Genomic DNA, 21,925 nt, shown 5'->3' on the forward strand with positions numbered 1-21,925 from the left:
TTGTTAGGGAAGGCGGGGGCACGATGACCGCTGCCCACGACGAACCGGTGCGCTACGAGAGGCAAGGCCCGGTCGCGACCGTCGCCATGAACCGGCCCGACTACCGCAACGCCCAGAACTCCGCGATGACCTACGCCCTGGACCGGGCCTTCTACCGCGCCGCCGACGACGACGAGGTCAAGGTCGTCGTCCTGGCCGGAGCGGGGAAGCACTTCTCCGCGGGCCACGACATCGGCACGCCGGAACGGGACGCCCACCTGCCGTTCGACCGCAAGGCCGGACTGTGGTGGGACCACTCGGACAAGGCCGGAGCCGAAAGCCGCTTCGCCCGCGAGTCCGAGGTCTACCTGGGCATGTGCCGCCGCTGGCGCGAACTGCCCAAGCCGGTCATCGCCTCGGTGCAGGGCGCCTGCGTCGCGGGGGGCCTGATGCTCGCCTGGGTCTGCGACCTGATCATCGCCTCCGACGACGCGTTCTTCGCCGACCCGGTGGTCCGCATGGGCATCCCGGGCGTCGAGTACTTCGCGCACCCCTGGGTGATGCCGCCGCGCATCGCCAAGGAGTTCCTGTACACCGGCGACCGGATGAGCGCCCAGCGGGCGTACGAGGTCGGCATGGTCAACCGTGTCGTCCCGCGCGCCGAACTGACCGAACGCGTCACGGAGGTGGCGACCCGGATCGCCGAGATGCCGCGCATGGGGCTCGCCCTGACCAAGCGCGCGGTCAACCAGGCCGAGGACCTGCAGGGTCTGCACACCGGCATGGACTCGGTCTTCGGACTGCACCACCTCGCACACGCGCACAACGCCGAGACCGCCCCCGACGCGCTGGGTGGCATGGACATCCGCGCGATGAAGAAGGCGGGATCCTGATGGACCTCGATTTCACCGAGCAGGAGGACGCCTTCCGCGCCGAGGCCAGGGCCTGGCTCGCCGCACACGTCCCCGGCACCCCGCTGCCCTCCCTGGAGACCGCCGAAGGCTTCACCGCCCACCGGCAGTGGGAACGCACCCTCTTCACGGACCGCTGGTCGGTGGTCTCCTGGCCCGAGGAGTACGGCGGACGCGGCAGTTCGATCCTTCGATGGCTGATCTTCGAGGAGGAGTACTACGCGGCCGGCGCGCCCGGCCGGGTCAGCCAGAACGGCATCAACCTGCTCGCCCCCACCCTCTTCGAGCACGGTACGCAGGAGCAGCGCACCCGCATCCTGCCCCGCATGGCGAGCGGCGAGGTCATCTGGGCCCAGGCCTGGTCCGAGCCGGAGTCCGGCTCCGACCTCGCCTCCCTGAGCTCGACGGCCGTGCGCACCGACGGCGGCTGGCTGCTGGGCGGCCAGAAGACCTGGTCCTCGCGGGCCGCCTTCGCCGACCGGGCCTTCGGCCTCTTCCGCAGCGACCCGGATGCCGGCAGGCCGCACCAGGGCCTGACGTATCTGATGTTCCCGCTGGACGCCGACGGCGTGACCGTACGGCCCATCGGCCGGCTCGACGGCAAGCCCGCCTTCGCCGAGCTCTTCCTCGACGACGTGTTCGTGCCCGACGAGGACGTCATCGGCGAGCCCGGGCAGGGCTGGCGGGTGGCGATGAGCACCGCGGGCAACGAGCGCGGCCTGACCCTGCGCAGCCCCGGCCGCTTCACCGCGGCCGCCGACCGCCTGACCGCGCTGTGGCGGGAGCGGGCCGACCCCGCCGACACGGCTCTGCGCGACCGGGTCGCCGACGCGGTGATCGGCGCCCGCGCCTACCAGCTGTTCACCTACGCGGGCGCCTCGCGCCTGGCCGCAGAGGGGGGCGGGCCCGCAGGGCCCTCGAGCAAGGGTGGTGGTGGGCGGCGGGCGGGAACGATCGGCGCCGAGTCCAGCCTCAACAAGATCTTCTGGTCCGAGCTCGACATCGCCCTGCACGAAACCGCCCTGGACCTCCTCGGTCCGTACGGCGAGCTGGCCGACGGCGCCGAGGAGGCGCCCGGACACGGCAGTTGGGCCGAGGGCTACACCTTCTCCCTCGCCGGGCCGATCTACGCCGGCACGAACGAGATCCAGCGCGACATCATCGCCGAGCGGCTGCTCGGCCTGCCGAAGGGACGCCGGTGATGCGGTTCCTCCTGGACGACGAACAGCGGGAGTTCGCCCGCACCCTGGACGGCATGCTGGGCTCGTACGACACCACGGGTGCCGTACGGGCCTGGGCGTCCGGCGACCACGGCCCCGGGCGCGCCCTGTGGGACCGGCTCGCGCAGGCCGGGGTCTTCGCCCTCGCCGTGCCGGAGCAGCACGACGGCCTCGGCCCGCTCCCGCTCGAACTGGCCGTCGCCTTCACCGAACTGGGACGGCACGCCGTCCCCGGACCGCTGGTCGAGACCGTCGCCGCCGCCGCGCTCCTGGACCGGCTCGGCGACGAGGCCGCTGCCGCCGATTGGCTGCCCGTGATCGCCTCCGGCAAGACGGTCGCCTCGCTCTGCCTGCTCTCCCCCGACAGCCCCTACGCCCTGGACGCGGGTGCCGCCGACGCCGTCTTCGTCGTGGACGGCGACACCCTGCGCCTGGCGGAGTCGGCGGGCCCCGTCCAGCCGTCCGCCGACCCGGCCCGCCGACCGGCCCGGCCGGTCGGCACAACCGTGCTGGCGCGGGGGCCCGAGGTCGTCGCCGCGGCCGCGCACGCCGCCGACGTCGCGGCGCTGGCCACGGCCGCCCAGGCCCTCGGGCTGGGCCGCGCCCTGCTGGCGCGTACGGTCGAATACGTCCGGCAGCGCACCCAGTTCGGGGTGGCCATCGGTTCCTTCCAGGCGGTGAAGCACCGACTGGCGGACACCCTCCTCGCCCTCGAATTCGCCCAGCCGCTGGTTCACTCGGCCGCCCTGGCCCTGGCCTCCGGCCGGGCGTCGGCCCGCGAGATCGCGGCGGCCAAGGTCACGGCGGGCGAGGCCGCGTACGCCGCGTCCCGCACGGCCCTGCAACTGCACGGCGCCCTCGGCTACACCGACGAACTCGACCTGTCGTTGTGGATCCGCAAGGCCCGCCCCCTGCGCGACGCCTGGGGCACCCCCGCCGCGTGCCGGGCCCGCGTTCTCCAGGGAGCAGACAAATGAGACTGACGGAGGAACAGGAGGAACTGCGGTCCGCTGTAAGGTCGTTGCTGGCACGTTACGAGGGTGCGGCGGCCTGGCGACCGCTGACCGGGCAGATCGGGGTCGCGGGGCTCGCCGTCCCCGAGGAGTACGGCGGCGCGGGCTGCGGAGCGGCGGAAGTCCACGTCGTGATGGAGGAGTTGGGGCGGGAGCTGAGCCCGGTCCCCTGTCTCGGCTCCGCGGTGCTCGCGGTGCAGGCGCTGCTCGCCTCCGGTGACGCGGCGGCCTGCACCCGGTTGCTGCCGCGGCTCGCCGAGGGCCGCGCGGTGGGGACGCTGGCGTGGGCCGAGCAGGGTTCCTGGGACCCGGCGGCGATCCGGGCCGGGGCCGTCGCCGGACCCGGCGACGGCGGCACCTGGCGGATCACCGGAACCAAGGAGCACGTGCTGGACGGCACCGAGGCCGATGTGCTGCTCGTGGCGGCTCGCACGGCGGCCGGGGTCTCGCTCTTCGAGGTAGCCGTGGACGGTGCGGGAGTACGCCGCGAGGCGGTGGTGACGATGGACCTGACGCGGCCACAGGCGCGCGTGGTCCTCGACGGCGCCGAGGGCCGGCTCATCGGCACCGACGGCGAGGGCGACCGGGTGCTGCGGCACGTACTGGACCTGGCCTGCGCAGCGCTCGCCGCGGAGCAGGTCGGCGCGGCCGAACGCTGTCTCGAACTCACGGTCGCGTATGCCAAGGACCGCGTCCAGTTCGGCCGGCCCATCGGTTCCTTCCAGGCGGTGAAGCACCGGCTCGCTGACGCGTACGTGCTGGTGGAGTCGGCGCGCTCGGCCGCACTCGGCGCGGCCTTCGCGGCCGTCGAGGGCTCGTCGGAGCTGAGCCGGTCCGCGGCCGTCGCCAAGTCCGCCTGCTCGGAGGCGTTCTCCGCGGTGGCGGGCGAGATGATCCAGCTGCACGGCGGTATCGGCATCACCTGGGAACACACCGCGCACCGCTACTTCAAACGCGCGCACGGCTCCGGCCGGCTCTTCGGCCCGCCGTCGTGGCACCGGGGCCGGCTCGCCACCGGCCTGGGGCTGACCGCGGCGTGACCGGCCGGGCACAAGCCCGGTCACCCGGGTCCGTGGTTCCACCCACGGATTCCAGTAAGACCGACCGGAGCCTGACAGAAGGCGGGATCATGGACAGCAACAACCCGATGGACTTCACCGGACGCGTCGTGGTGGTCACCGGGGGTACCAAGAGCATCGGTGCGGCGATCGCCGAGGCGTTCCTCGGCGCGGGCGCGGATGTGGTCGTCTGCGGCCGCAACGAGCCGGGGTCGCTGCCCGGTTCGAACGGGCGGCACGCCGTGTTCCTCCCGGCGGATGTCCGCGACCCCGCGGCGGCGGCGCGGCTCGTCGACGGCGCCGTGGACCGCTTCGGCCGGCTGGACGTCCTCGTGAACAACGCGGGCGGCTCTCCCGACGCCGAAGCGGCCACGGTCTCGCCGCGGTTCGTCGAGAAGATCGTCGCCCTCAATCTGCTGGCCCCGTTCTACGTGGCCCAGGCCGCCAACCGGGTCATGCGGACCCAGAGCGGTGGTGGCTCGGTCATCAACATCGGCAGTGTCTCCGCCCACGACCCGCAGCCCGGCACGGCCGCCTACTCCGCAGCCAAGGCCGGTCTGCTCACCCTGACCAGGGCGCTGGCCCTGGAGTGGGCGCCGAAGGTGCGGGTCAACCACATCACCACCGGCCTGATCCGCACGGAGAGCGCCGCGGCCGTCTACGGCGAGGACGGCGGGGCCGCGGTGGCGCGGGTCGTCCCGATGGAGCGGATGGCCGTCCCGCAGGACGTCGCGGGCGCCTGTCTGTACCTCGCCGGTGGCCTCGCCTCCTACGTCAACGGCGCGGACCTGGCGGTGCACGGCGGCGGCGAGTTCCCTTCCCGGTATCTCGCCGTGAAGTCCGGCGAGACGGGGTGAGGGTGAGGCCGGGCGGACGGGTCGGTTGAGGTCTGTGTGCGGGCCCCGTGGTGGCCCGCACGGAAACGGCCGCGCGGGTGCCGCGCGGCCGTTTCCCTTTTCCGTCTCGCCGTGACCGGACATTCCGTCTCGCCGTGACGCGACGAGGCGCCGCCGCCGGAGTCCGGCAGCGGCGCCTCGTCGTCTCAGACCAGGTTGTCCTCGACGGTGAGCCCGAAAGCGCCGCGGCCGTACATCGCCAGCGCCCGTTCGACGTCGTTGGCCACGTGCACACTGCCTGCGTGGGCGTCCCGCCAGGCGCGTTCGATGGGGTTGCCCCGGCGCAGCGAGTTGCCGCCCGCCATCTTGAACAGCAGGTCCATCGCGGCGACGGCCCGCTCGGTGCCCCGCACCTGGTCCCGGCGCGTGCGCAGGCGCAGTTCCACGGGGATCTCCCGCCCCTCCGCCGCCAGCGCCGACAGCTCGCGCAGGTTGCGGTCCATCTGCAGCAGCGTCGCGTCGAGGTCGGAGGCCGCCCGCGCGATCGCGACCTGGGCGAAGGGGTCCTCGACGAACCTGCCGCCGCCCAGGCTGAGCCGGACCCGCTCCTTCATCAAGGAGATGTACGAGTCGTAGCCGCCGGCCACGGCGCCGATGACCGGAGCGGTGATCGCACTGGTGAAGGCGGCCGCGAACGGCAGCCGGTACAGCGGCCCGGGGTTGACCTTCTGGCCGGGCCCCTTCAGCTGCGCCTGCTCGTAGTTGCGGATCACGCGGTGGGCCGGGACGAACACCGGCTCCACGACGATGTCGTTGCTGGCGGTGCCCCGCAGCCCCACCACGTCCCAGACGTCCTCGATCCGGTAGTCGCAGCGGGGTACCAGCACCGTCATGAAGTCGACGGGACGGCCCTGCGCCCCGACGACCAGGGCCCCCAGCAGCGCCCATCCGGCGTGCCCGCAGCCGGAGGAGAAACTCCACCGGCCGGAGAGCCGGTAGCCGCCGGCGACCGGGGTCAGCCGGCCCACGGGCGCGTAGGCCGACGAGACGGGGCGAGCACCGGATTCGGCCGGACAACAAGGTTGAACACGTCGGAAAGGCCGTGCGGCGCGTACACGCGCCACCGGCCGTCGGCCTCCAGACGCACTCCCAGGCAGCACGTCGTCGCGGCGAAACTGTCGATCGCCGCCTCGGTGGACTCATAAGGCGGACACGCCACTCCGAACTTGTCCTCGTACCAGAGGTGAACCCGGGCCTCATTGCGGATCTCCACCTCTGCGGGCAGATCGGCAAAGATCTCCCGTCCGGCCTTGATCACCGCGTCCTCCGCCTCCCAGGACAGATCGCCGGCGTCGAAGTAGAAGACGTCGTAGTCCTTGATGCCGCTGGTCGGCGGCCTGTCCGTGACCATGTTCCACACGGTCTGGAACAGGCCCCCGGCCGTCAGATACCACCCGGGCAGGTCCAGCGTCGCAGTCCGTGCCAGGACCTCCGTCAACACGTCGTTTCGGGAGAGCACCGCACGCAAGGACTCAAGTTGCTCGTCAAGAGGGAGTCGGCTGATCACCCGCCTTGCCTACCACAGGTGGCCCAAGAGGAAGCCCCGCTCCTCAAGAACCCTCGACACCAGGGGATATTCAGGCAGTTCCCATACCGGACTCCACCCTTGCACACCGACGTACACAAGATCGCCCCCGCCGGGGCCGCCCCCTCAGCGTGCTGAGCTCCCCGCCGAGCCCGATCGCCGTCGCCCGCTGACCCGGTCAAGAGGGTTGGACCCAACCGGTCCCCAACTGGTCCCCAAAACTGATCAAGGGGCCGTTTCAGATTGCTCTGAAACGGCCCCTGACCTGCGACTTCTATAAGTCGGGACGACAGGATTTGAACCTGCGACCCCTTGACCCCCAGTCAAGTGCGCTACCAAGCTGCGCCACGTCCCGATGCTCGCCTGACCTGGTCTTTCCCCCTGGCCGAACGCGCATGAGAACAATACCGCACTTGAGCGGGTGCTCACGAACCGTTCCTGGGCAGTGAGCAGGAGTGAGTCCCGGCTCACCGGTACGCCCCGAACGGTCTTGGGCGCACTGGTCCTCCGCTTTCGCGTTCCGGTCGGCGACGCATATCCCGTATGCGGTCCGTCCCGGGCGGGCGGAATTCCTACGACCTGGCCATATGGGTGTGGCCAGAGGCGACGGGGAGGCCCCGAACCATCTCGCTGGTGACACGGGGGCCCGACTGCTGACGCCACACCCGGCGTCCCAGATCGCACCGAATACGTTACGCACACCCCGCCGGGCATACCCGCAGCTCGTCACACCGTTCACCCAATCGCGTCCATGTTCGCCAAAACGATGTGCTTGCTCAGCAGTTGTGAACCCCTTCCGCGCTTGACCTCAACCATCCTTGAGGTTGGATGCTGGATGAATGACGATCAAGGCCGCCGCTCCGGCGCACACATACCGTGACCTGAATCGCCTGATGAGCCTGATGACCGGCGACGAGAAGCACGGGCCCGCCGCCACCTCCACCCTCGACGCCCTCTGGGTTCTGTACGACCGGGTGCTCCGCGTCACCCCCGACACCGTCGACGCCTCGGACCGGGACCGGTTCCTACTCTCCAAGGGGCACGGACCGATGGCGTACTACGCCGTCCTCGCCGCGCACGGCTTCCTCGACGAGGAGTTGCTGCCCGGATTCGGGGGGTACGACTCACCGCTGGGGCATCACCCGGACCGCATGCTCGTCCCCGGCGCCGAGATCGGCAGCGGTTCACTGGGACACGGATTGCCGCTGGCTGTCGGCAGTGCGCTCGGGCTCCGGGCACAGGGGCTGAGCCGCCCCCGGGTCTGGGTGCTGATCGGGGACGCCGAGCTGGACGAGGGCAGCAACCACGAGGCGATCGCCTACGCCGGTCCGGCCGGCCTCGAGCAGCTGCACACCCTGGTGATCGACAACGCCTCCGCCACCTTCGGGTGGCCCGGCGGCATCGCATCCCGGTTCGAGGCGGCCGGCTGGTCGGCCGCGACCGTGGACGGGCGCGACCACGAGGCGCTGTACGCGGCATACACGGCACCGCATCCCGGGCAGCCGCGGGCCGTGGTCGCCCGCGTCTCCCCCAAGAACTGACCGCCGCACCACCACACACCAGCGATTCAGCGATTTCAGAATGAGGGAGAACCGACCCATGGACACCATGCGTGACCGCTTCATCACCACCGCGTCGCGGCTGCTGGACGACGACCCCAGGCTGGCCGTCGTGCTGGCCGAGATCAGCCGGGACGGCTTCGACCGCGCCGAGCGCGCTCATCCGGACCGGGTGATCAATGTCGGTATCCGGGAGCAGCTGCTGGTCGGCGCGGGGGCCGGACTGGCACTGACCGGGATGCGACCGATCATGCATACGTTCGCCCCGTTCCTGGTGGAGCGGCCCTTCGAGCAGGTGAAGCTCGACTTCGGGCATCAGGGCGTGACCGGGGTACTGGTCAGCGCCGGAGGTTCGTACGACTGGCCCGCCGGCGGCGTCACCCACATGGCGCCCGGCGACGTCGCACTGATGGACACCCTCGACGGCTGGACGGTGCAAGTGCCGGGCCACCCCGACGAGGCGGAGGCCCTGCTGCGGCAGGCTGCCGCCGGGGAGGACAAGGTCTACCTGCGGCTCTCACTCCAGCAGAACGAGCGGGCCCGGGCGGTCGCCGTCGGTGGCGGGTTCACGCCGGTGCGGGAAGGGAGCAACGGGGCGGTGATCGCCGTCGGCCCCATGCTCGACAACGTCCTGGCGGCGACGGATGGCCTGGATGTGACGGTGCTGTACGCGACAACCGTGCGCCCCTTCGACGCGGCGGGACTCCGGCGCGCGGTCGGGGGCCGGGAGACGGCGGACGTGGTGATCGTCGAGCCGTACCTGGCGGGCACGTCGACGGGCGCCGCCAACGATGCGCTCGTCGATCTGCCGCACCGGGTGCTGGGGCTCGGGGTGGGGAAGGCAGAGCTTCGCCGGTACGGGCAGATGGACGAACACCTCGCCGCACACGGCCTGGATCCGCACGGGCTGCGGGAACGGATCAGCGGCTTCCTGGGCGGCTGACCGGCGCGGGGGCGACGGCAGCCGTATCCGCCGCCGGTGCCTTTCCAGATCCGCACCCACCGCGTCCCGCTTCCCGGTCCGGAAGCAGTCAGGCGCCCTCGCCGTCGGCCATGGCCCGGCCCAGCTCCGGATGGGCGTCCTGCAGTTTTCGGGGTGCCGCCTGGCGCCAGGAGTCGGCGAGGATCGCCGTCAGTTCGTCCACGTCGTCCAGTGCGGCGAGCCGCACCCGGAGCCACGCGTAGGTGTCGTCGTGGCCCTCGCGCGTGAAGAACTTCTCCGGTTCGGCGGCGATCAGCTCCGTCCGGTCCTCGACCGGGCACTTCACGCCCATCGTCGTGTCGTCGTCGCCGAGTGCGGCGAAGATCTTCCCGGCCACCCGGAAAGTGGGCTGCCCCCAGGCCAGTTTCTCGGCTGTGCCTGGCAGGGCAAGCGCGATGGTGCGGACGTCGTCGGCGGTGGTCATCCACGGTCTCCGATCCGGTGAACCAGCCAGGTGCGGTCGGATTCGACCGTAGCGCCCGGCACTGACAATCGCCGGGAGCGCGGGACCCGGCCGCCGCCCCGAGCCGTCCGCAGCAGGGCCGCACCCCCCTCGCAGCAGAGTCACAGAGAGCCCTGCCGACCCATTGACCCCGTGGAAGACGTGAACCTACTCTGAACGGCGTACTTCAGAAAGCGCTTTCTACATCCCGCAGTCGGCATCTACCGCGCAGGGAGCGCCCATGAGTCATCATCCGTTCAGCAGAGACCCGTCGCGAGGATTACCCTCATCTCTCCTCGCCCTCACCGCACTTCTCGCCCTGGTCCTCGGCCTGTTGGTGGCTTCGCCGCCTCGCGCCCACGCGGCCCCGTTCCGGGTTCTGGTCTACTCCGAGGTCACCAACTTCAGGCACGACTCGATTCCTGCGGGGATCGAAGCGATCAAGAAGCTCGGTGCCGAGAACGGCTTCGACGTGGAGGCCACCGACGACTCGGCCGTCTTCAATGACTCCGATCTCGCCCGCTTCCAGGCCATCGTCTTCAACAACACCAACTCCACTCCGCAGACCGGCGACTTGCTGAATGCCGACGAGCGGGCCGCCCTGCAGAAGTACATCCGTGCGGGCGGCGGCTGGGTCGGGCTGCATGCCGCGTCGGCGAGTGAGCGCGACTGGGACTGGTACGAGGGCCTGGTCGGCGCGATCTTCGATAAGCATCCCGCGGTGCAGACCGGCCGGGTCAAGGTGCTCGACCATGCGCACCCCTCCACCAAGGGCCTTCCGGACCTCTGGGAGCGTACGGAGGAGTGGTACAACTGGCGTACCAATCCGACCTCCAAGGTGCACACGCTCGCGCAGATCAAGGTGCGCGACGGCATCACCGGTCTGGACGAGGGCGTGGACCATCCGTATTCCTGGTGCCAGAACTACGACGGCGGCCGCTCCTGGTTCACCGCCGGCGGCCATGCCTCGTCGGCCTTCCAGGAGGAGGGCTTCGTCAAGCATCTGCTGGGCGGCATCGAGTGGGCCGCGGGTGCCAAGTCGGGTGACTGCACCGCGACTCGGACCGGTTCCTTCCAGCGCACGGCACTGGCCACCAGCGACCTCGCCGACCCGTTCGAGCTGGCGGTCACACCGGACCGCCGGGTGTTCTTCGCCCAGCGCACCGGAAAGCTCAAGGTCATCGACCAGCAGACCATGAAGGTCACGACCGCGCTGGACTTCGCGTACACGCCCGAGATGACCAGCCAGTCCGACGGGCTGCTCGGTCTCGCGCTCGATCCGGGCTTCGCCACGAACAACTGGCTCTATCTGCTGCATTCCGACAAGACCGAGAAGCGGCTCAACCTCTCCCGCTTCACGGCCACCGGCAACACGGTCGACCCCGCCTCGGAGAAGAGACTGCTGACCATTCCGACCTGGCGCGGCGAGGGCCGGGCCAACTCCCATATGGCCGGTTCGCTCGCCTTCGACAAGGACGGGAATCTGTACGCGGCGACGGGTGACAACACCGACCCGTTCGCCTCGGACGGATTCAGCCCGATCGACGAGGGTGAGGGCCGCCGCGCCTGGGACGCCCAGGGCACGGCGGGCAATACGAACGATCTGCGTGGCAAGATCCTGCGCATCACCCCGAAGGACGACGGCACGTACACCGTCCCCGAGGGCAATCTCTTCGCACCCGGTACGGAGAGGACCCGTCCGGAGATCTATGCGATGGGGATGCGCAACCCGTTCCGGATCACCACGGATCCGGTGAGCGGCGCGCTGATGGTCGCCGACTACGGCCCGGACGCCAGGGCTGCGGTCGCCGACCGCGGGCCGGAAGGCACGGTCGAGTACACCCGGATCACCAAGGCGGGGAATTTCGGCTGGCCGTACTGCGTCGGCAACAACACCCCGTTCAGCGACTACGACTTCACGACGAAGACGTCCGGTCCGAAGTTCGACTGCGCGGCGATCGTCAATGATTCGCCGAACAACACCGGGCTGCGTAATCTGCCGCCCGCGCAGCCCGCAACGGTCTGGTACGCCTACTCCGCGTCCGCCGAGTTCCCGGAGCTCGGCACCGGCGGCGGAGGTCCGATGAGCGGTCCCGTGTACGACTACGACCCCGACAACACGTACCGCACCAAGTTCCCCGAGTACTTCGAGGGGAAGTGGATCACCTACGAGCTGACCCGGCAGTGGTTCAAGACGTTCTCCTTCCAGCAGAAGGACCAGACGTTCACCCATCCGCGGTTCGCTCCCGTCAAGGCCGGTGAACTCCAGTCGATCAACGGCGTCTTCGCGGACATGAAGTGGAACCAGCCGTTCGATGCCGACTTCGGTCCCGACGGGGCGCTGTACGTCATCGACTTCGGGCGCGGCAGCGGCACCGGCCGCGGCGGCAGCAACGAGGGGGCGGGCATCTACCGGATCGACTACGTCGGCGACGGACGGCTGCCCGACGCGAAGATCACCGCGAGCCGGGACAACGGTCCGGCGCCGCTCACCGTCGCGTTCTCCAGCGCCGGTTCCGGGCTGCCGGACGGTCGGCCGGTCACGTATGCCTGGGACTTCGACGGCAACGGCACCACGGACTCGACGGAGCCGAACCCCTCGTACACATACCGCACCAAGGGGCTCACCACCGCGCGGCTGACCGTCACCGGGCCCGGTGGTCTGACCGCGCAGGCGGTGCAGGACATCACCGTCGGCAACACCCGGCCCGAAGTGACGATCAAACAGCCACCGAACGGGGGGATGTTCAGCTTCGGCGACACCATCCCGTTCACGGTGAAGGTGAAGGACACGGAGGACGGGAGGAACGGACTGCCGATCGACTGCTCGCGGGTGGTCGTGCAGTCCCAGCTCGGCCATGACACGCATCTGCATCCGCTCGACAACTACACCGGCTGCGCGGGCGAGATCGTCACGGATGCCGGGGACAGCCACGGCCCGGGCCAGAATCTGTACTACGGGATCACCGCCCGCTACGAGGACAAGGGCGCCCCGGACGCCCCGGCGCTCACCGGCTCGACCTCGTTGACACTGCGCACCGCGTTCCGTGAGGCGGAGCACTTCACCGCGACGGGCGGAGCGCACGACGGGGTGGTGGTCGGCAACAGGACCGACGCCTCCGGCGGGAAGCGGCTGACGGAGATCGAGGACGGTGACTGGATCAGCTTCGATCCGGTGCATCTGAAGAACATCGACTCGGTGACGGTCGGCGCGGCCTCCGGCGGGATCGGCGGGAGTGTCGAGTTCCGAGCCGGTTCCCCGACGGGGCAACTGCTCGGGAAGGTGACCGTGCCGAACACCGGGGACTGGGGCAAGGTCGTCTCGCCGACCACGGCCCTGGAGGACCCGGGGAGCAGCGTGAAGCTGTACGCGGTGTTCACCAACCCGGAGTGGTCGAGCGACAAGGCCGACCTGTTCGCCGTGGACTGGCTGCACTTCAACGGGTCCGGCGTCGAGAAGAAACCCGGTACGCAGGTCACGGTGAAGGCGGACCCGGCCACAGGCAGCTCGCCACTCACCGTCGCGCTGAGCAGTGTGGTCAGGCCGGCAGCCGGGCGCACGATCACCTCGTACCACTGGGACTTCGGCGACAACGTCAAACCCGCAGGGCCCGAGGGCGCCACGGCGGCGCACACCTACGGCCGCAAAGGTGCGTACACCGCGCATCTGACGGTCACCGACGACAAGGGCGACACGAGCACCGGTTCCATCCACATCGACGTGGGCTGAGCCGCGTCGGCTGAGAGGAGAAAAACGATATGAACGGCACACGACGTGCGTTTCTCGGTACGGCTCTGGGTGTCGCCGCGGCCACCGGGCTCGGTACGGCCCCGGCGTCCGCCACGGAATCCGGGCGCTGCCGCCGCATCCCGCCGTCCGGGATCGGCATGCACCTGTACACCATGCGGACCCCTCTGGCGAGGGACTTCCGGGGCACGCTGGAGCGGCTGGCGGAGATCGGGTACGCGACGGTCGGGGTGAGCGGCCGGCACGGCAACAGCGCGGCCGACATCCGGCGGATGCTGGACGAAACACGGCTCAAGGCGGTCCTCGAACATGTCGCGTACGACATCGTGAAGGGCGCCGGGCTGCCGCAGGCGCTGGAGGACATCCACACGCTGGGCGGCAAGTGGATCGTCGTACCCAGTCTGCCCGGATCGCTGCACAGTCCGGCCGGATACCGGCAGGTGGCCCGGGAGTTCAACAGGGTGGGACTGGCCGCCCGCGAGTCCGGACTGAAGCTGCTCTACCACAATCACGGCACGGACCATCAGGTGGTGGACGGGGTCAGCCTGTACGACATCCTGCTCGCCGAGACCGATCCGGAACTCGTCGGCTTCGAACTGGATCTGTACTGGGCGGCCAACGGTGGCGCCTCGGCGCCGGGCGAGCTGTTCGTACGCCATCCCCGGCGCTTCCCGGCGCTGCACGTGAAGGACATGGCGCCGAACGGGGACTTCGCCGATGTCGGGTCGGGGGTGCTGGACTTCCCGGCGATGTTCGACACGGCGCGGCGGGGCGGAGTGAAGCAGTGGCTGGTGGAGCACGACTCACCGGCTGATCCGTTCGCCTCGGCGCTCGCCAGCTATACGTATCTGTCGCGGCTGCGGTACTGAGCGGACCGGCGCGCAGCGAGGTGTCCGTTCCCCATCACTTCGTTCACCGCCCGATCGGAAGCGGACATCGCCCGGTCTGACCTGCACGTAATTCGCGAAAGATCGATTCCGCGGCTGGATCTGCAGGCTGTTGTGTGAGCGATGCGGGAGCGGCGGCGCATGAGGTGTAGGCCGTGTGGGGTTACGACGCCGTTGCCCTCGGACCCTGCCGTGCTCGAGTACGAGTTCGCGATCCAGCCTCCCTGAACGACGGACGGCTCGGACCGGCTGCAGTCAGCCGGTCCGAGCCGTCGTCGTACCTGCTACTCGTTGCGTGCCGTTTCGGGTCCCGTGATCCGTCTGAGCAGCGGCATCGTGGACGCGATGACCGCCAGCGAGGCGACGAGCCCGGTGAGCACGATCGCGTAGTACTGGATCCCCGGCGCCCGGATCGAGTACGTGAACTGTGCCTGTACGAACAGTTGGGCAGTCAGGAAGCCCATCCCGATCGCCACCACCGCGACCACCAGGAGCGGGACCGCGCTCTCCAGCAGTACCACCCGCCGCAGCACCCCGAGCTGCGTGCCGGTCAGCCGCAGCAGACTGAAGGGGCGCTTGCGGTCGCGTAGGCCCCCGGCCACGCTCACCGCCAGGCTGCAGCCGGCGATGGGGAAACTGACCAAAATGACCACGTTGGCCAGTTGCTGGTATCCGGCGAGCTGTGCGCCCCTGACGGCATGGTCCTCGCGGACGGTCCAGGGGACGTCCTGGTCGGGATACGTGTTCGCGAGTATGGTGCGCGCGCGTTCGATCGCCGACGTCGACCCGGTGGTGGCCACGACGATCTCCTGGACCGGTAGGCGGGCGAGCCGCCGGGCGGAGATGGCGGCGGCGGGCCATGCCGTAGGCCAGTCCTCCCGGTAGTACGTGCCAAAGGTGCCGTAGTTCTGGGTGACCGATGCCGCTTCGGCTCCGGAGGCGCATGCGCTGTAGGCCGGCATCTTTGCGAGCTCCGCGCACGAGGCCAGGCCGGCCACCGGCGGTGTCCCGCCGCCTTGGGGGCCGCGCCAGGCCGGGTCCGTGGTGCCAAGCGGGTTCGTGTGGATCATCAGCACGCCTTTGACGCCCGGTACCGAGTTCAGGTCGCCGAGCGCGGCCTCCGAGAGCGGGGGCACGCTTCCGACCAACTCCCCTGAAGAATGGTTGATCCGCTGGACGTAGTTGGCGATCAGGGCGCCGGCGGCCGCCGGGCTACCCTTCGGGATGCCGCGCTCGGCGTTCAGCGAGCCGATGATCCCGACGGCCGCGCTGGTGACGCACAGGGCGAGGACCAGCCCGCTGACCGCGCGGAAGCCGGCCTTCGGGTCGTCCGCGAGCCGCCGACCCGCGACGAGCAGCGCGGGTCGGCTGGTGAACCGGGCCAGGACGCGGGCTCCGGCCATGGTCAGCCAGGGGCCGGCGATGACGAGTCCGGTCAGGACCAGCAGGATTCCCGGGACGAAGACCCAGATCTGGCCGTTGGTGCCCCTGGGCACCCGGCCGATGGTGTACGAGAGTTCGGCGATACCGGCGGCCAGCGGGATCACGCGGTAGACCCGCGGCGGGCGCGGCGTGACGCGCCGGGTGACCCCGAGCGGGGAGACCTGCACGCGGCGCAGGGCGATCCGGGCCGCGATCGCGGCCCCCACCGGGACGGCGATGGCGACGAGCAGGATATCGACGGCCCGGAGCGTGAGATCGCTGGCGAAGTACGGCGTACGCGTGAGGTTGACCGCCGCCAGCTGCGTACGGAACAGGTAGAAGAGACCGAAGCCGACGGCCATGCCGATCACCGCGGCGACCGTCGATTCGACGGCCGAGATCATCGAGATCTGGCGCGGCGTGGCGCCCACCAGGCGCATCGCGGCGAAGCGCTGCTCACGGCGGGCGGCTGCCAGCCGGGTGGCCGTGCCGATGAGGATGAGCACCGGGAAGATCAGGGCAGTACCCACGACGGAGAGGATGAGCTTGGTGCCCCTGTTGTCGATGCCCGCCCTGACCGTGCAGTTCGTGCCGTTGCAGTTGCTGGGGTTGACGGTGGTGATCGAGGTGACCTGGGTGGCGTCGTGCTGCTTCGCGAGCTGGTCGGGTCTGTGGCCGATGACGATGACCAGGGAGTCGGGGCCCGGGAGCGCCGCCTTGCCAACCGTGCCGACCTCGTGGCCGGGGTAGCGGTCGGCGAGTTCGGCGGCCGGGGTGGAGTGGAGGATCTTACTGAGGGCGGGTGAGGCGTAGAACTCGCCCGGTGCGGGAAGGCGTGAAAGGCCCGGTGGGACCGGCGAGTTCGGGCCGATGGCAGCGACGTCGACGCGGCCGATGACCTGGCCTTCGAAGTGGTCCGCCCTGAGCAGCCACCACAGCGGGTCCGTGTCCGCCTTCGCTGCCGACTGGCTCGACGCGCTCTTGCCGGAGCCGGTGTTGAGCCAGGCGTTCCGGCTGTTCTGGGCAGCGGTGGCGTTGATGGCCGCCAGGATGCTCAGCAGCAGGCCCACGCCGAGGGCGACGGCGGCCGCGATGACGGCGAGGCGGGAGGCGGCCTCCCTGCCGCCGCTCAGGGTGAGGCGCAGGCCGAGGCGGATCACGAGGCGAGCCGTTCGACGGACAGCGGCGTCACCTTGCCGTCGCGGACGATGACTTCGCGGTTCGCGTAGGCGGCCACCCGCGGCTCGTGGGTGACGAGGACGACGGTGGTGCCCTCCTCGCGTACGGAGGCGACCAGCAGGTCCATCACGTGCTCGCCGGTGAGCGAGTCGAGCGACCCGGTCGGCTCGTCGGCGAACAGCACCTTCGGCCGGGAGACCAGGGCGCGGGCCAGGGCGACACGCTGTGCCTGTCCACCGGAGAGCTCGCCGGACCGGCGCCCCTCGAGACCGTCCAGGCCGAGCCGCCCGAACCACGACCGCGCCTCGGCCAGCGCGCTCGCCCTGCGGGACTTGGCGAGCAGCAGCGGCAGGGCGACGTTCTCCTCGGCGGTCAGCTCAGGGACGAGCTGACCGAACTGGAAGACGAAGCCGAAGCGGTCCCGGCGCATCGCGCTGCGCTCGGGCTCGCGCTGGGTGTCGATGCGGCGGCCGTCGAACCAGATCTCGCCGGAGTCGGGTACGAGGATCCCGGCGAGGCAGTGCAGCAGCGTGGACTTGCCGGAGCCGCTCGGGCCGGTGACGGCGAGGATCTCGCCGCCGACGGCGGAGAGGTTCGCGCCCTGCAGCGCGGGCGTCTGCCCGAACGACAGGACGGCGTCCCGCGCTTCTACGAGGAAGCCTTCGTCCGAACTCATGAGCGCACCTCCGCTGTCAGTGCGGCGAGCCGCGCCACGGTCAGGTCGATCCACCGCAGATCGGCTTCCAGGTGAAACACGCCGTGGTCGGCGAGCAGCGAGTCGATCGTGCTGCCAGTCCGGCGCAGTTCGGTCAGCTCCCGCATCCGCTCCATGTGGGCGGCGCGCTGGATGTCGAGGTACGCGCGGGGGTCGCGCTCCAGCAACAGCGCCAGTACGACCTTGGTGAACAGCACCGTCTGCAGGTGCGGTTCGCCCGCGACCGGCTCGGTCAGCCAGGTCTCAACCTGCGTGACCCCCAGCTCGGTGATCACGTAGCGCTTGCGGTCCGGCCCCGACCCGGGCTCGGTCTCGCCGCCCTCGACCTTTCCGTCGCGGGCGAGTCGGCCCAGGGTCGAGTAGACCTGCCCGGCGGGCAGCGGCTTACCCCGGCCGAAGTAGGTGTCGTAGTCGCGCTTGAGGTCGTAGCCGTGGCTCGACTCCCGTTCGAGGAGTCCGAGGAGCGCAAGAGGAACGGTCATACCTCAGTGTCTACACTCAGTATCTAGTCGGCGTCAACAGGCGGATACCAGGCTGGGATTACGTGAAGACAGCGACGGTCGACCAGTGCGGATCCACCACCCTGAGCCGCTGGTCACGGTGCTGGTGTGCGTCATTGATCGACTGCTCGTTCTGGTCGCGAGCGGCTGTCGGAGCTCAAGGTCGCCTGGAATCCTCGGCGATCACAGGTCCACGGATTCTCCGGCGTGTGCGCGGTGTCCGTCCGTACGATCCGGGCGGGATGTGTCAGGTGGCCTTGGACGCGGAGCCGGACCTTCGTGAGCTGATCACGGCCCGCAGGGCCGAACTGGAGTTGCAGGTCGAGAAGTTGAGCCAGCAGCTCCAGGCAGTGCGGGAGGAGCTTGAGGAGCTCACCGTCGCCGAGCGGGTCGCGCGTCGGCCGGCCGAGCAGTTGCACGCCGAGACGGAGCAGGAAGCAACGCTGTCCCGGGCCGCCGGGCAGGTCGCGGGCCGTGCGGTGCTGCTGGTGCCGCAGCACGAGCGGCGCGCCGACGAGACGGTACTGCCCGAGGACTACCAGCGGATCACGGATGTGGTGCGGCGGGCGGACGGGCCGGTCATGGTCAAGCAGATCTGCCGCGAGCTGGGGATCGCCACCGAACCGGCCCGCTCTGAGGCGATGCGCTCGAAGCTGAACCGGCCGGCCGAGCGGGGCTGGCTGCGCAAGCTGTCCGACGGGAAGTTCACCACCACACTGAGAGGCGGCCCGGAACGCCGCAGGCCGCGGCCGGATCGGGCCGTAACAGCGGTACCGCGCCGGGCGCCTTGCCGTGCGGGCCCGGGCGCCCTCGTGTGGTGGCGGGGCGGACCGCCCCGATCAGTCGTGGGCGGACGCCGCGCCGAGCAGATCGCGAATGTGGGCCGCCGCGTCCCGGAATTCCGGGCGGCCCACCGTCTCGCCGTACTCCCGTTCCGCGTCCAGCCCCACCTCGATGATCTCGGTGATGGTGCCGGGCCGTGGGCTCATCACCACCACCCGGTCGGCCAGATAGACCGCCTCCGAGATCGAGTGGGTGACCAGCAGCACGGTGGTGCCTGTCTCCCGCCAGATGCGGTTCAGTTCCATGTTCATCTGCTCACGCGTGAGGGCGTCGAGCGCGCCGAACGGCTCGTCCATGAGCAGCACCGGCGGTTCGTGCAGCAACGCGCGGCACAGCGCCACCCGTTGCTGCATCCCGCCGGACAACTCGTGCGGATACGCGTCCTCGAAGCCGCCGAGCCCGGTCATCCGGATCAGCTCGTCGGCCCGGTCGCGCGCCCTGGCCGCGGGCATCTTCCGGATCTCCGCCTGCAGCAGGATGTTGCGGCGCGCGGAACGCCACTCCAGGAGGGCGGCTCGCTGGAAGACGTAACCGATGTCGTGCCGTGGGCCCTTGACCCGTTCGCCGCCGAGCCGGACCTCGCCCGAGGACGGCTTCAGCAGTCCGGCGACCAGCTTCAGCAGCGTCGACTTGCCGCATCCGGACGGTCCGACCAGGGCGACGAACTCGCCCGGCGCCACGTCGAGCGAGACCTCGCGCAGGGCGGTGACATCGCGGTTCTTGCCGCGGAACCGGACCGAGACGTCCGACACGCCGACGGCCGGGGTGACGGCGCGACGGTCGCTCGCACCGAGCGGGTCCCGGGGCTTCGCGTCCTGCTTCGGCATCGTCATCCCTTCAGCGCCGTCTTCGCGTCCCAGTACTCCGCCACGGACTTGGGCTTGCTGACCATTCCGGCCTCGGCGAAGACATCAATGGTCTGCTGCCAGTCCGCCTCGTCGTTGACCCCGGGTGCCTTGCCCTCGGTCGACGTGGTGTGCAGCAGGGTGAGCGTCGTCCTGAACTGCTCCGCGAGCACGGTCTTCGGCGGCAGTTGCTCCGACGCCCCGTCCATGGCCGCGACCGCAGGCTCGGGCGCCTTGGCCGCGGCGGCCCATGCCTCGCTGACCGCCTGCACCATGCGGCCTGCCAGCTCGGACCTGGAGGCGAGAAGCTTCTGCCCGGCGAGCAGACCGTTGGAGTAGAAGTTCAGCCCGTTCTCGGAGAAGCGCAGATACGAGACGGTTTTCTTGGCCTTCTCCTGCATGGTCGGGCCCTGGTCGCTGGCGTAGCCGAGCAGTCCGTCGGTCTTCCCGGAGATCACCGCGGCGATCTTGCCCGCCGGGTCGGTGTTCTGGACCTTCACCTCCGACGCGTCGATGTTGTTCTTCTTCAGGAAGATCGGGAACGTCTTGGAGAGCGCGTCACCGGCCGTCCCGGCGATCGTCCTCCCCTTCAGATCGGCGGGTGACCCGATGCCCTTGGAGTCGAAGGACTGCACGGACGCGGGGGTGGTCTGCAGGAAGACGCCGAGGCTCTTGACCTGCACCCCCTGGTCGACCGCGGCCAGCAGCGCCGGGGTGTCGGCCCAGCCGAAGTCGGTCTGCCCGGCGGCGGTCGCCTGCACCGTCTTCTGCGAGCCCTGGCCCGCCTGGATCGTCAGGTCGATGCCGTGCTTCTCGAAGATCTTCTGCTGCTTGCCGTAGTAGAACGGCGCGTGTTCGCCGTACGGATACCAGTTGAGCGTCAGCGTGACCTTGTCCAGCTTCTTGCCCGAGTCACTGGTGGAGGTCGACGCGTCGTTTCCGCCGCAGGCCGTGGCCAGCAGGACGAGAGGTACGACACCGATCAGGAGTCTGCGCGCGTGCATGGGCTGGCCCTTCTCGCAACGGGGTCCGTGACAGCAATCAATGGGTGGCGCTCGGTACGGGACGGAGTGGCGTTCAGTACGAGGTGGTGGCCGGCGCGTCGCGGCGGCTGGCGTGCCAGGGCAGCAGGAGCCGCTCGGCGATCTCGACGGCAACGAAGAGGACGACGCCGATCAGGGACATCACCAGCAGCCCGGCGAACAGCATCGGTGTGTCGAGGTTGCCGTTGGCCTGCAGGATCACATAGCCCAGCCCCTCGTTGGCGCCCACGAACTCGCCGACAACGGCTCCGGTGACGGCCAGGGTGACCGCGACCTTGAGACCGGAGAAGAGATGCGGAAGGGACGCCGGGAAACGGATCTTGAGGAAGGTCTGCCAGGGCTTCGCACCCATCGTCGCCGACAGCTGGAGCATCTCCGGGTCGACCGCTTTGAGTCCCGTCACCATGGAGATCACCACCGGGAAGAAGGCGATCAGGACGGCGATGAGGATCTTCGGCGCGATGCCGAAGCCGAGCCAGACCACGAACAGCGGCGCGATCGCAATCTTCGGTACGACCTGGGCGAACAGCAGAATGGGGTAGAGCGTGCGCTCGACGGTCGAGGAGTACACCATGACCACGGCCGCCAGCACGCCGACGGCCACGGCGATCACGAAGCCGAGCAGCGTCTCGTACGTGGTCACCCAGCTGTGCTGCCAGAGATAACTCGTCTTCCCCGTAAGGACATCGAGCGTCGCACCGGGCGACGGCACGAGATACGACTCCACCAGCTCGGCTGCTGAGATCACCCACCAGACGACGAAGCAGACCAGCAGCAGGGCGACCGGGCGCCAGCTCTGCTCGGCCGCCCGCGCCAGTCGCTCCCCCGCGGACGGCCCAGCCCGCCGGGCAACACCCGCCACTTCGGCGGGATTTCTGGTCAACGCGCTCTGGCTCACGGTGAACTCCATGCACTTCGGTGGTAGTTGTGGAGAGCTGTGCGATCCTGCGATGACGGAGAAGGCGCTTTCAGAAAGCGCTTTCTGATAAGGTGCCGCCACGCTAATGACTGCCTGCACGCACGGTCAATAGGTCGTCCTGAAGTTTCGGGACCCTGCCGCCACCGCGCCCTTGGGGGTCGAGTTGAGTGATCGCGTGACCAGCGGACGGGCGACGCGGGACCGTCCGGGAGCGCGCCGCGCCGTCGCGGCCACGGCCC

At 69.9% G+C, this 21,925-nt stretch carries 20 protein-coding genes and 1 tRNA gene; 9 read left to right on the forward strand and 12 right to left on the reverse strand.

The window, feature by feature from the left end; translation table 11 throughout:
- The first annotated feature begins 23 nt into the window (after positions 1-23).
- The 5 genes from OH809_RS05565 (at position 24) to OH809_RS05585 (ending at position 5,038) form a co-directional block, all read left to right on the forward strand.
- Positions 24-872: an enoyl-CoA hydratase gene (locus OH809_RS05565; protein WP_406423448.1), complete on the forward strand. Its 849-nt coding sequence runs from the start codon at positions 24-26 to the stop codon at positions 870-872.
- Entirely contained in the window at positions 872-2,092 is a 1,221-nt protein-coding gene (locus OH809_RS05570) for an acyl-CoA dehydrogenase family protein (RefSeq protein ID WP_406423447.1), read from the forward strand. Before OH809_RS05565 ends, OH809_RS05570 begins: the two co-directional genes overlap by 1 nt.
- Positions 2,092-3,087: an acyl-CoA dehydrogenase family protein gene (locus tag OH809_RS05575; protein WP_406423446.1), complete on the forward strand. Its 996-nt coding sequence runs from the start codon at positions 2,092-2,094 to the stop codon at positions 3,085-3,087. Before OH809_RS05570 ends, OH809_RS05575 begins: the two co-directional genes overlap by 1 nt.
- Positions 3,084-4,163 carry an acyl-CoA dehydrogenase family protein gene (locus OH809_RS05580; RefSeq protein WP_406423445.1) on the forward strand — a complete coding sequence of 360 codons (1,080 nt, stop codon included), beginning with the start codon at positions 3,084-3,086 and terminating at the stop codon, positions 4,161-4,163. Before OH809_RS05575 ends, OH809_RS05580 begins: the two co-directional genes overlap by 4 nt.
- A gap of 89 nt (positions 4,164-4,252) precedes the next feature.
- Positions 4,253-5,038 (forward strand): SDR family oxidoreductase, encoded by a 786-nt coding sequence (locus OH809_RS05585; protein ID WP_406423444.1) that lies wholly within the window; start codon positions 4,253-4,255, stop codon positions 5,036-5,038.
- 185 nt (positions 5,039-5,223) lie between these two features.
- Here the strand turns inward: OH809_RS05585 and OH809_RS05590 are convergent, their stop codons facing one another.
- The 3 genes from OH809_RS05590 to OH809_RS05600 form a co-directional block, all read right to left on the reverse strand.
- Positions 5,224-6,045, reverse strand: a complete 822-nt coding sequence (locus tag OH809_RS05590; RefSeq protein ID WP_406423443.1) for an acyl-CoA dehydrogenase family protein — start codon at positions 6,043-6,045, stop codon at positions 5,224-5,226.
- Positions 6,033-6,584, reverse strand: coding sequence for a nucleotidyltransferase family protein (locus tag OH809_RS05595; RefSeq protein ID WP_406423442.1), 552 nt, complete (start codon positions 6,582-6,584; stop codon positions 6,033-6,035). The genes OH809_RS05590 and OH809_RS05595 overlap by 13 nt, the downstream gene beginning before the upstream one ends.
- A 299-nt stretch (positions 6,585-6,883) precedes the next feature.
- A tRNA-Pro gene (locus OH809_RS05600) sits at positions 6,884-6,957 on the reverse strand.
- 484 nt (positions 6,958-7,441) lie between these two features.
- On the opposite strand from OH809_RS05600, the gene OH809_RS05605 reads away from it, so the two are divergent.
- Together OH809_RS05605 and OH809_RS05610 are read left to right on the forward strand one after the other, a co-directional pair.
- Positions 7,442-8,143 carry a transketolase gene (locus OH809_RS05605; RefSeq protein ID WP_406423441.1) on the forward strand — a complete coding sequence of 234 codons (702 nt, stop codon included), beginning with the start codon at positions 7,442-7,444 and terminating at the stop codon, positions 8,141-8,143.
- A 58-nt stretch (positions 8,144-8,201) separates the two neighbouring features.
- The gene (locus OH809_RS05610) at positions 8,202-9,104 is read left to right on the forward strand and encodes a transketolase family protein (RefSeq protein ID WP_406423440.1); all 903 of its coding nucleotides are present in this window, start codon (positions 8,202-8,204) and stop codon (positions 9,102-9,104) included.
- Positions 9,105-9,192: 88 nt separating this feature from the next.
- On the opposite strand, the gene OH809_RS05615 is transcribed toward OH809_RS05610, so the two are convergent.
- Positions 9,193-9,567: an MmcQ/YjbR family DNA-binding protein gene (locus OH809_RS05615; RefSeq protein ID WP_406423439.1), complete on the reverse strand. Its 375-nt coding sequence runs from the start codon at positions 9,565-9,567 to the stop codon at positions 9,193-9,195.
- Positions 9,568-9,826: 259 nt separating this feature from the next.
- Between OH809_RS05615 and OH809_RS05620 the strand changes: the two genes are divergently transcribed.
- The gene (locus tag OH809_RS05620) at positions 9,827-13,315 is read left to right on the forward strand and encodes a ThuA domain-containing protein (RefSeq protein ID WP_406423438.1); all 3,489 of its coding nucleotides are present in this window, start codon (positions 9,827-9,829) and stop codon (positions 13,313-13,315) included.
- A gap of 29 nt (positions 13,316-13,344) precedes the next feature.
- The gene (locus OH809_RS05625; protein WP_406423437.1) at positions 13,345-14,202 is read left to right on the forward strand and encodes a sugar phosphate isomerase/epimerase family protein; all 858 of its coding nucleotides are present in this window, start codon (positions 13,345-13,347) and stop codon (positions 14,200-14,202) included.
- Between the two features lie 302 nt (positions 14,203-14,504).
- Here the strand turns inward: OH809_RS05625 and OH809_RS05630 are convergent, their stop codons facing one another.
- The 8 genes from OH809_RS05630 to OH809_RS05665 all read right to left on the reverse strand — a co-directional run bounded on the left by OH809_RS05630 (position 14,505) and on the right by OH809_RS05665 (position 21,677).
- The gene (locus OH809_RS05630; RefSeq protein ID WP_406423436.1) at positions 14,505-16,802 is read right to left on the reverse strand and encodes an FtsX-like permease family protein; all 2,298 of its coding nucleotides are present in this window, start codon (positions 16,800-16,802) and stop codon (positions 14,505-14,507) included.
- Positions 16,799-17,497 carry an ABC transporter ATP-binding protein gene (locus tag OH809_RS05635; protein ID WP_406423435.1) on the reverse strand — a complete coding sequence of 233 codons (699 nt, stop codon included), beginning with the start codon at positions 17,495-17,497 and terminating at the stop codon, positions 16,799-16,801. The genes OH809_RS05630 and OH809_RS05635 overlap by 4 nt, the downstream gene beginning before the upstream one ends.
- Complete coding sequence (locus OH809_RS05640) at positions 17,494-18,018, reverse strand: PadR family transcriptional regulator (protein ID WP_406423434.1); 525 nt, start codon at positions 18,016-18,018, stop codon at positions 17,494-17,496. The genes OH809_RS05635 and OH809_RS05640 overlap by 4 nt, the downstream gene beginning before the upstream one ends.
- Positions 18,019-18,149: 131 nt before the next feature.
- Entirely contained in the window at positions 18,150-18,536 is a 387-nt protein-coding gene (locus tag OH809_RS05645) for a hypothetical protein (protein ID WP_406423433.1), read from the reverse strand.
- Between the two features lie 35 nt (positions 18,537-18,571).
- Positions 18,572-18,745 (reverse strand): hypothetical protein, encoded by a 174-nt coding sequence (locus OH809_RS05650; RefSeq protein WP_406423432.1) that lies wholly within the window; start codon positions 18,743-18,745, stop codon positions 18,572-18,574.
- 130 nt (positions 18,746-18,875) lie between these two features.
- Positions 18,876-19,712 (reverse strand): ABC transporter ATP-binding protein, encoded by an 837-nt coding sequence (locus OH809_RS05655; protein WP_406423431.1) that lies wholly within the window; start codon positions 19,710-19,712, stop codon positions 18,876-18,878.
- Entirely contained in the window at positions 19,709-20,728 is a 1,020-nt protein-coding gene (locus tag OH809_RS05660; protein WP_406423430.1) for an ABC transporter substrate-binding protein, read from the reverse strand. The genes OH809_RS05655 and OH809_RS05660 overlap by 4 nt, the downstream gene beginning before the upstream one ends.
- Positions 20,729-20,801: 73 nt before the next feature.
- Entirely contained in the window at positions 20,802-21,677 is an 876-nt protein-coding gene (locus OH809_RS05665) for an ABC transporter permease (protein WP_406423429.1), read from the reverse strand.
- Positions 21,678-21,925 lie beyond the last annotated feature (248 nt).

This window comes from Streptomyces sp. NBC_00873 (assembly GCF_045207415.1).
Taxonomy (GTDB): Bacteria; Actinomycetota; Actinomycetes; order Streptomycetales; family Streptomycetaceae; genus Streptomyces.

What these genes read in the sequence shown, in the direction of transcription:
- OH809_RS05565 (WP_406423448.1), top strand. Translation starts at nt 24, where the DNA reads ATGACCGCTGCCCACGACGAACCGGTGCGCTACGAGAGGCAAGGCCCG.
- OH809_RS05570 (WP_406423447.1), top strand. Translation starts at nt 872, where the DNA reads ATGGACCTCGATTTCACCGAGCAGGAGGACGCCTTCCGCGCCGAGGCC.
- OH809_RS05575 (WP_406423446.1), top strand. Translation starts at nt 2,092, where the DNA reads ATGCGGTTCCTCCTGGACGACGAACAGCGGGAGTTCGCCCGCACCCTG.
- OH809_RS05580 (WP_406423445.1), top strand. Translation starts at nt 3,084, where the DNA reads ATGAGACTGACGGAGGAACAGGAGGAACTGCGGTCCGCTGTAAGGTCG.
- OH809_RS05585 (WP_406423444.1), top strand. Translation starts at nt 4,253, where the DNA reads ATGGACAGCAACAACCCGATGGACTTCACCGGACGCGTCGTGGTGGTC.
- OH809_RS05605 (WP_406423441.1), top strand. Translation starts at nt 7,442, where the DNA reads ATGACGATCAAGGCCGCCGCTCCGGCGCACACATACCGTGACCTGAAT.
- OH809_RS05610 (WP_406423440.1), top strand. Translation starts at nt 8,202, where the DNA reads ATGGACACCATGCGTGACCGCTTCATCACCACCGCGTCGCGGCTGCTG.
- OH809_RS05615 (WP_406423439.1), bottom strand. Translation starts at nt 9,567, where the DNA reads ATGACCACCGCCGACGACGTCCGCACCATCGCGCTTGCCCTGCCAGGC.
- OH809_RS05620 (WP_406423438.1), top strand. Translation starts at nt 9,827, where the DNA reads ATGAGTCATCATCCGTTCAGCAGAGACCCGTCGCGAGGATTACCCTCA.
- OH809_RS05625 (WP_406423437.1), top strand. Translation starts at nt 13,345, where the DNA reads ATGAACGGCACACGACGTGCGTTTCTCGGTACGGCTCTGGGTGTCGCC.
- OH809_RS05635 (WP_406423435.1), bottom strand. Translation starts at nt 17,497, where the DNA reads ATGAGTTCGGACGAAGGCTTCCTCGTAGAAGCGCGGGACGCCGTCCTG.
- OH809_RS05640 (WP_406423434.1), bottom strand. Translation starts at nt 18,018, where the DNA reads ATGACCGTTCCTCTTGCGCTCCTCGGACTCCTCGAACGGGAGTCGAGC.
- OH809_RS05655 (WP_406423431.1), bottom strand. Translation starts at nt 19,712, where the DNA reads ATGACGATGCCGAAGCAGGACGCGAAGCCCCGGGACCCGCTCGGTGCG.
- OH809_RS05660 (WP_406423430.1), bottom strand. Translation starts at nt 20,728, where the DNA reads ATGCACGCGCGCAGACTCCTGATCGGTGTCGTACCTCTCGTCCTGCTG.
- OH809_RS05665 (WP_406423429.1), bottom strand. Translation starts at nt 21,677, where the DNA reads ATGGAGTTCACCGTGAGCCAGAGCGCGTTGACCAGAAATCCCGCCGAA.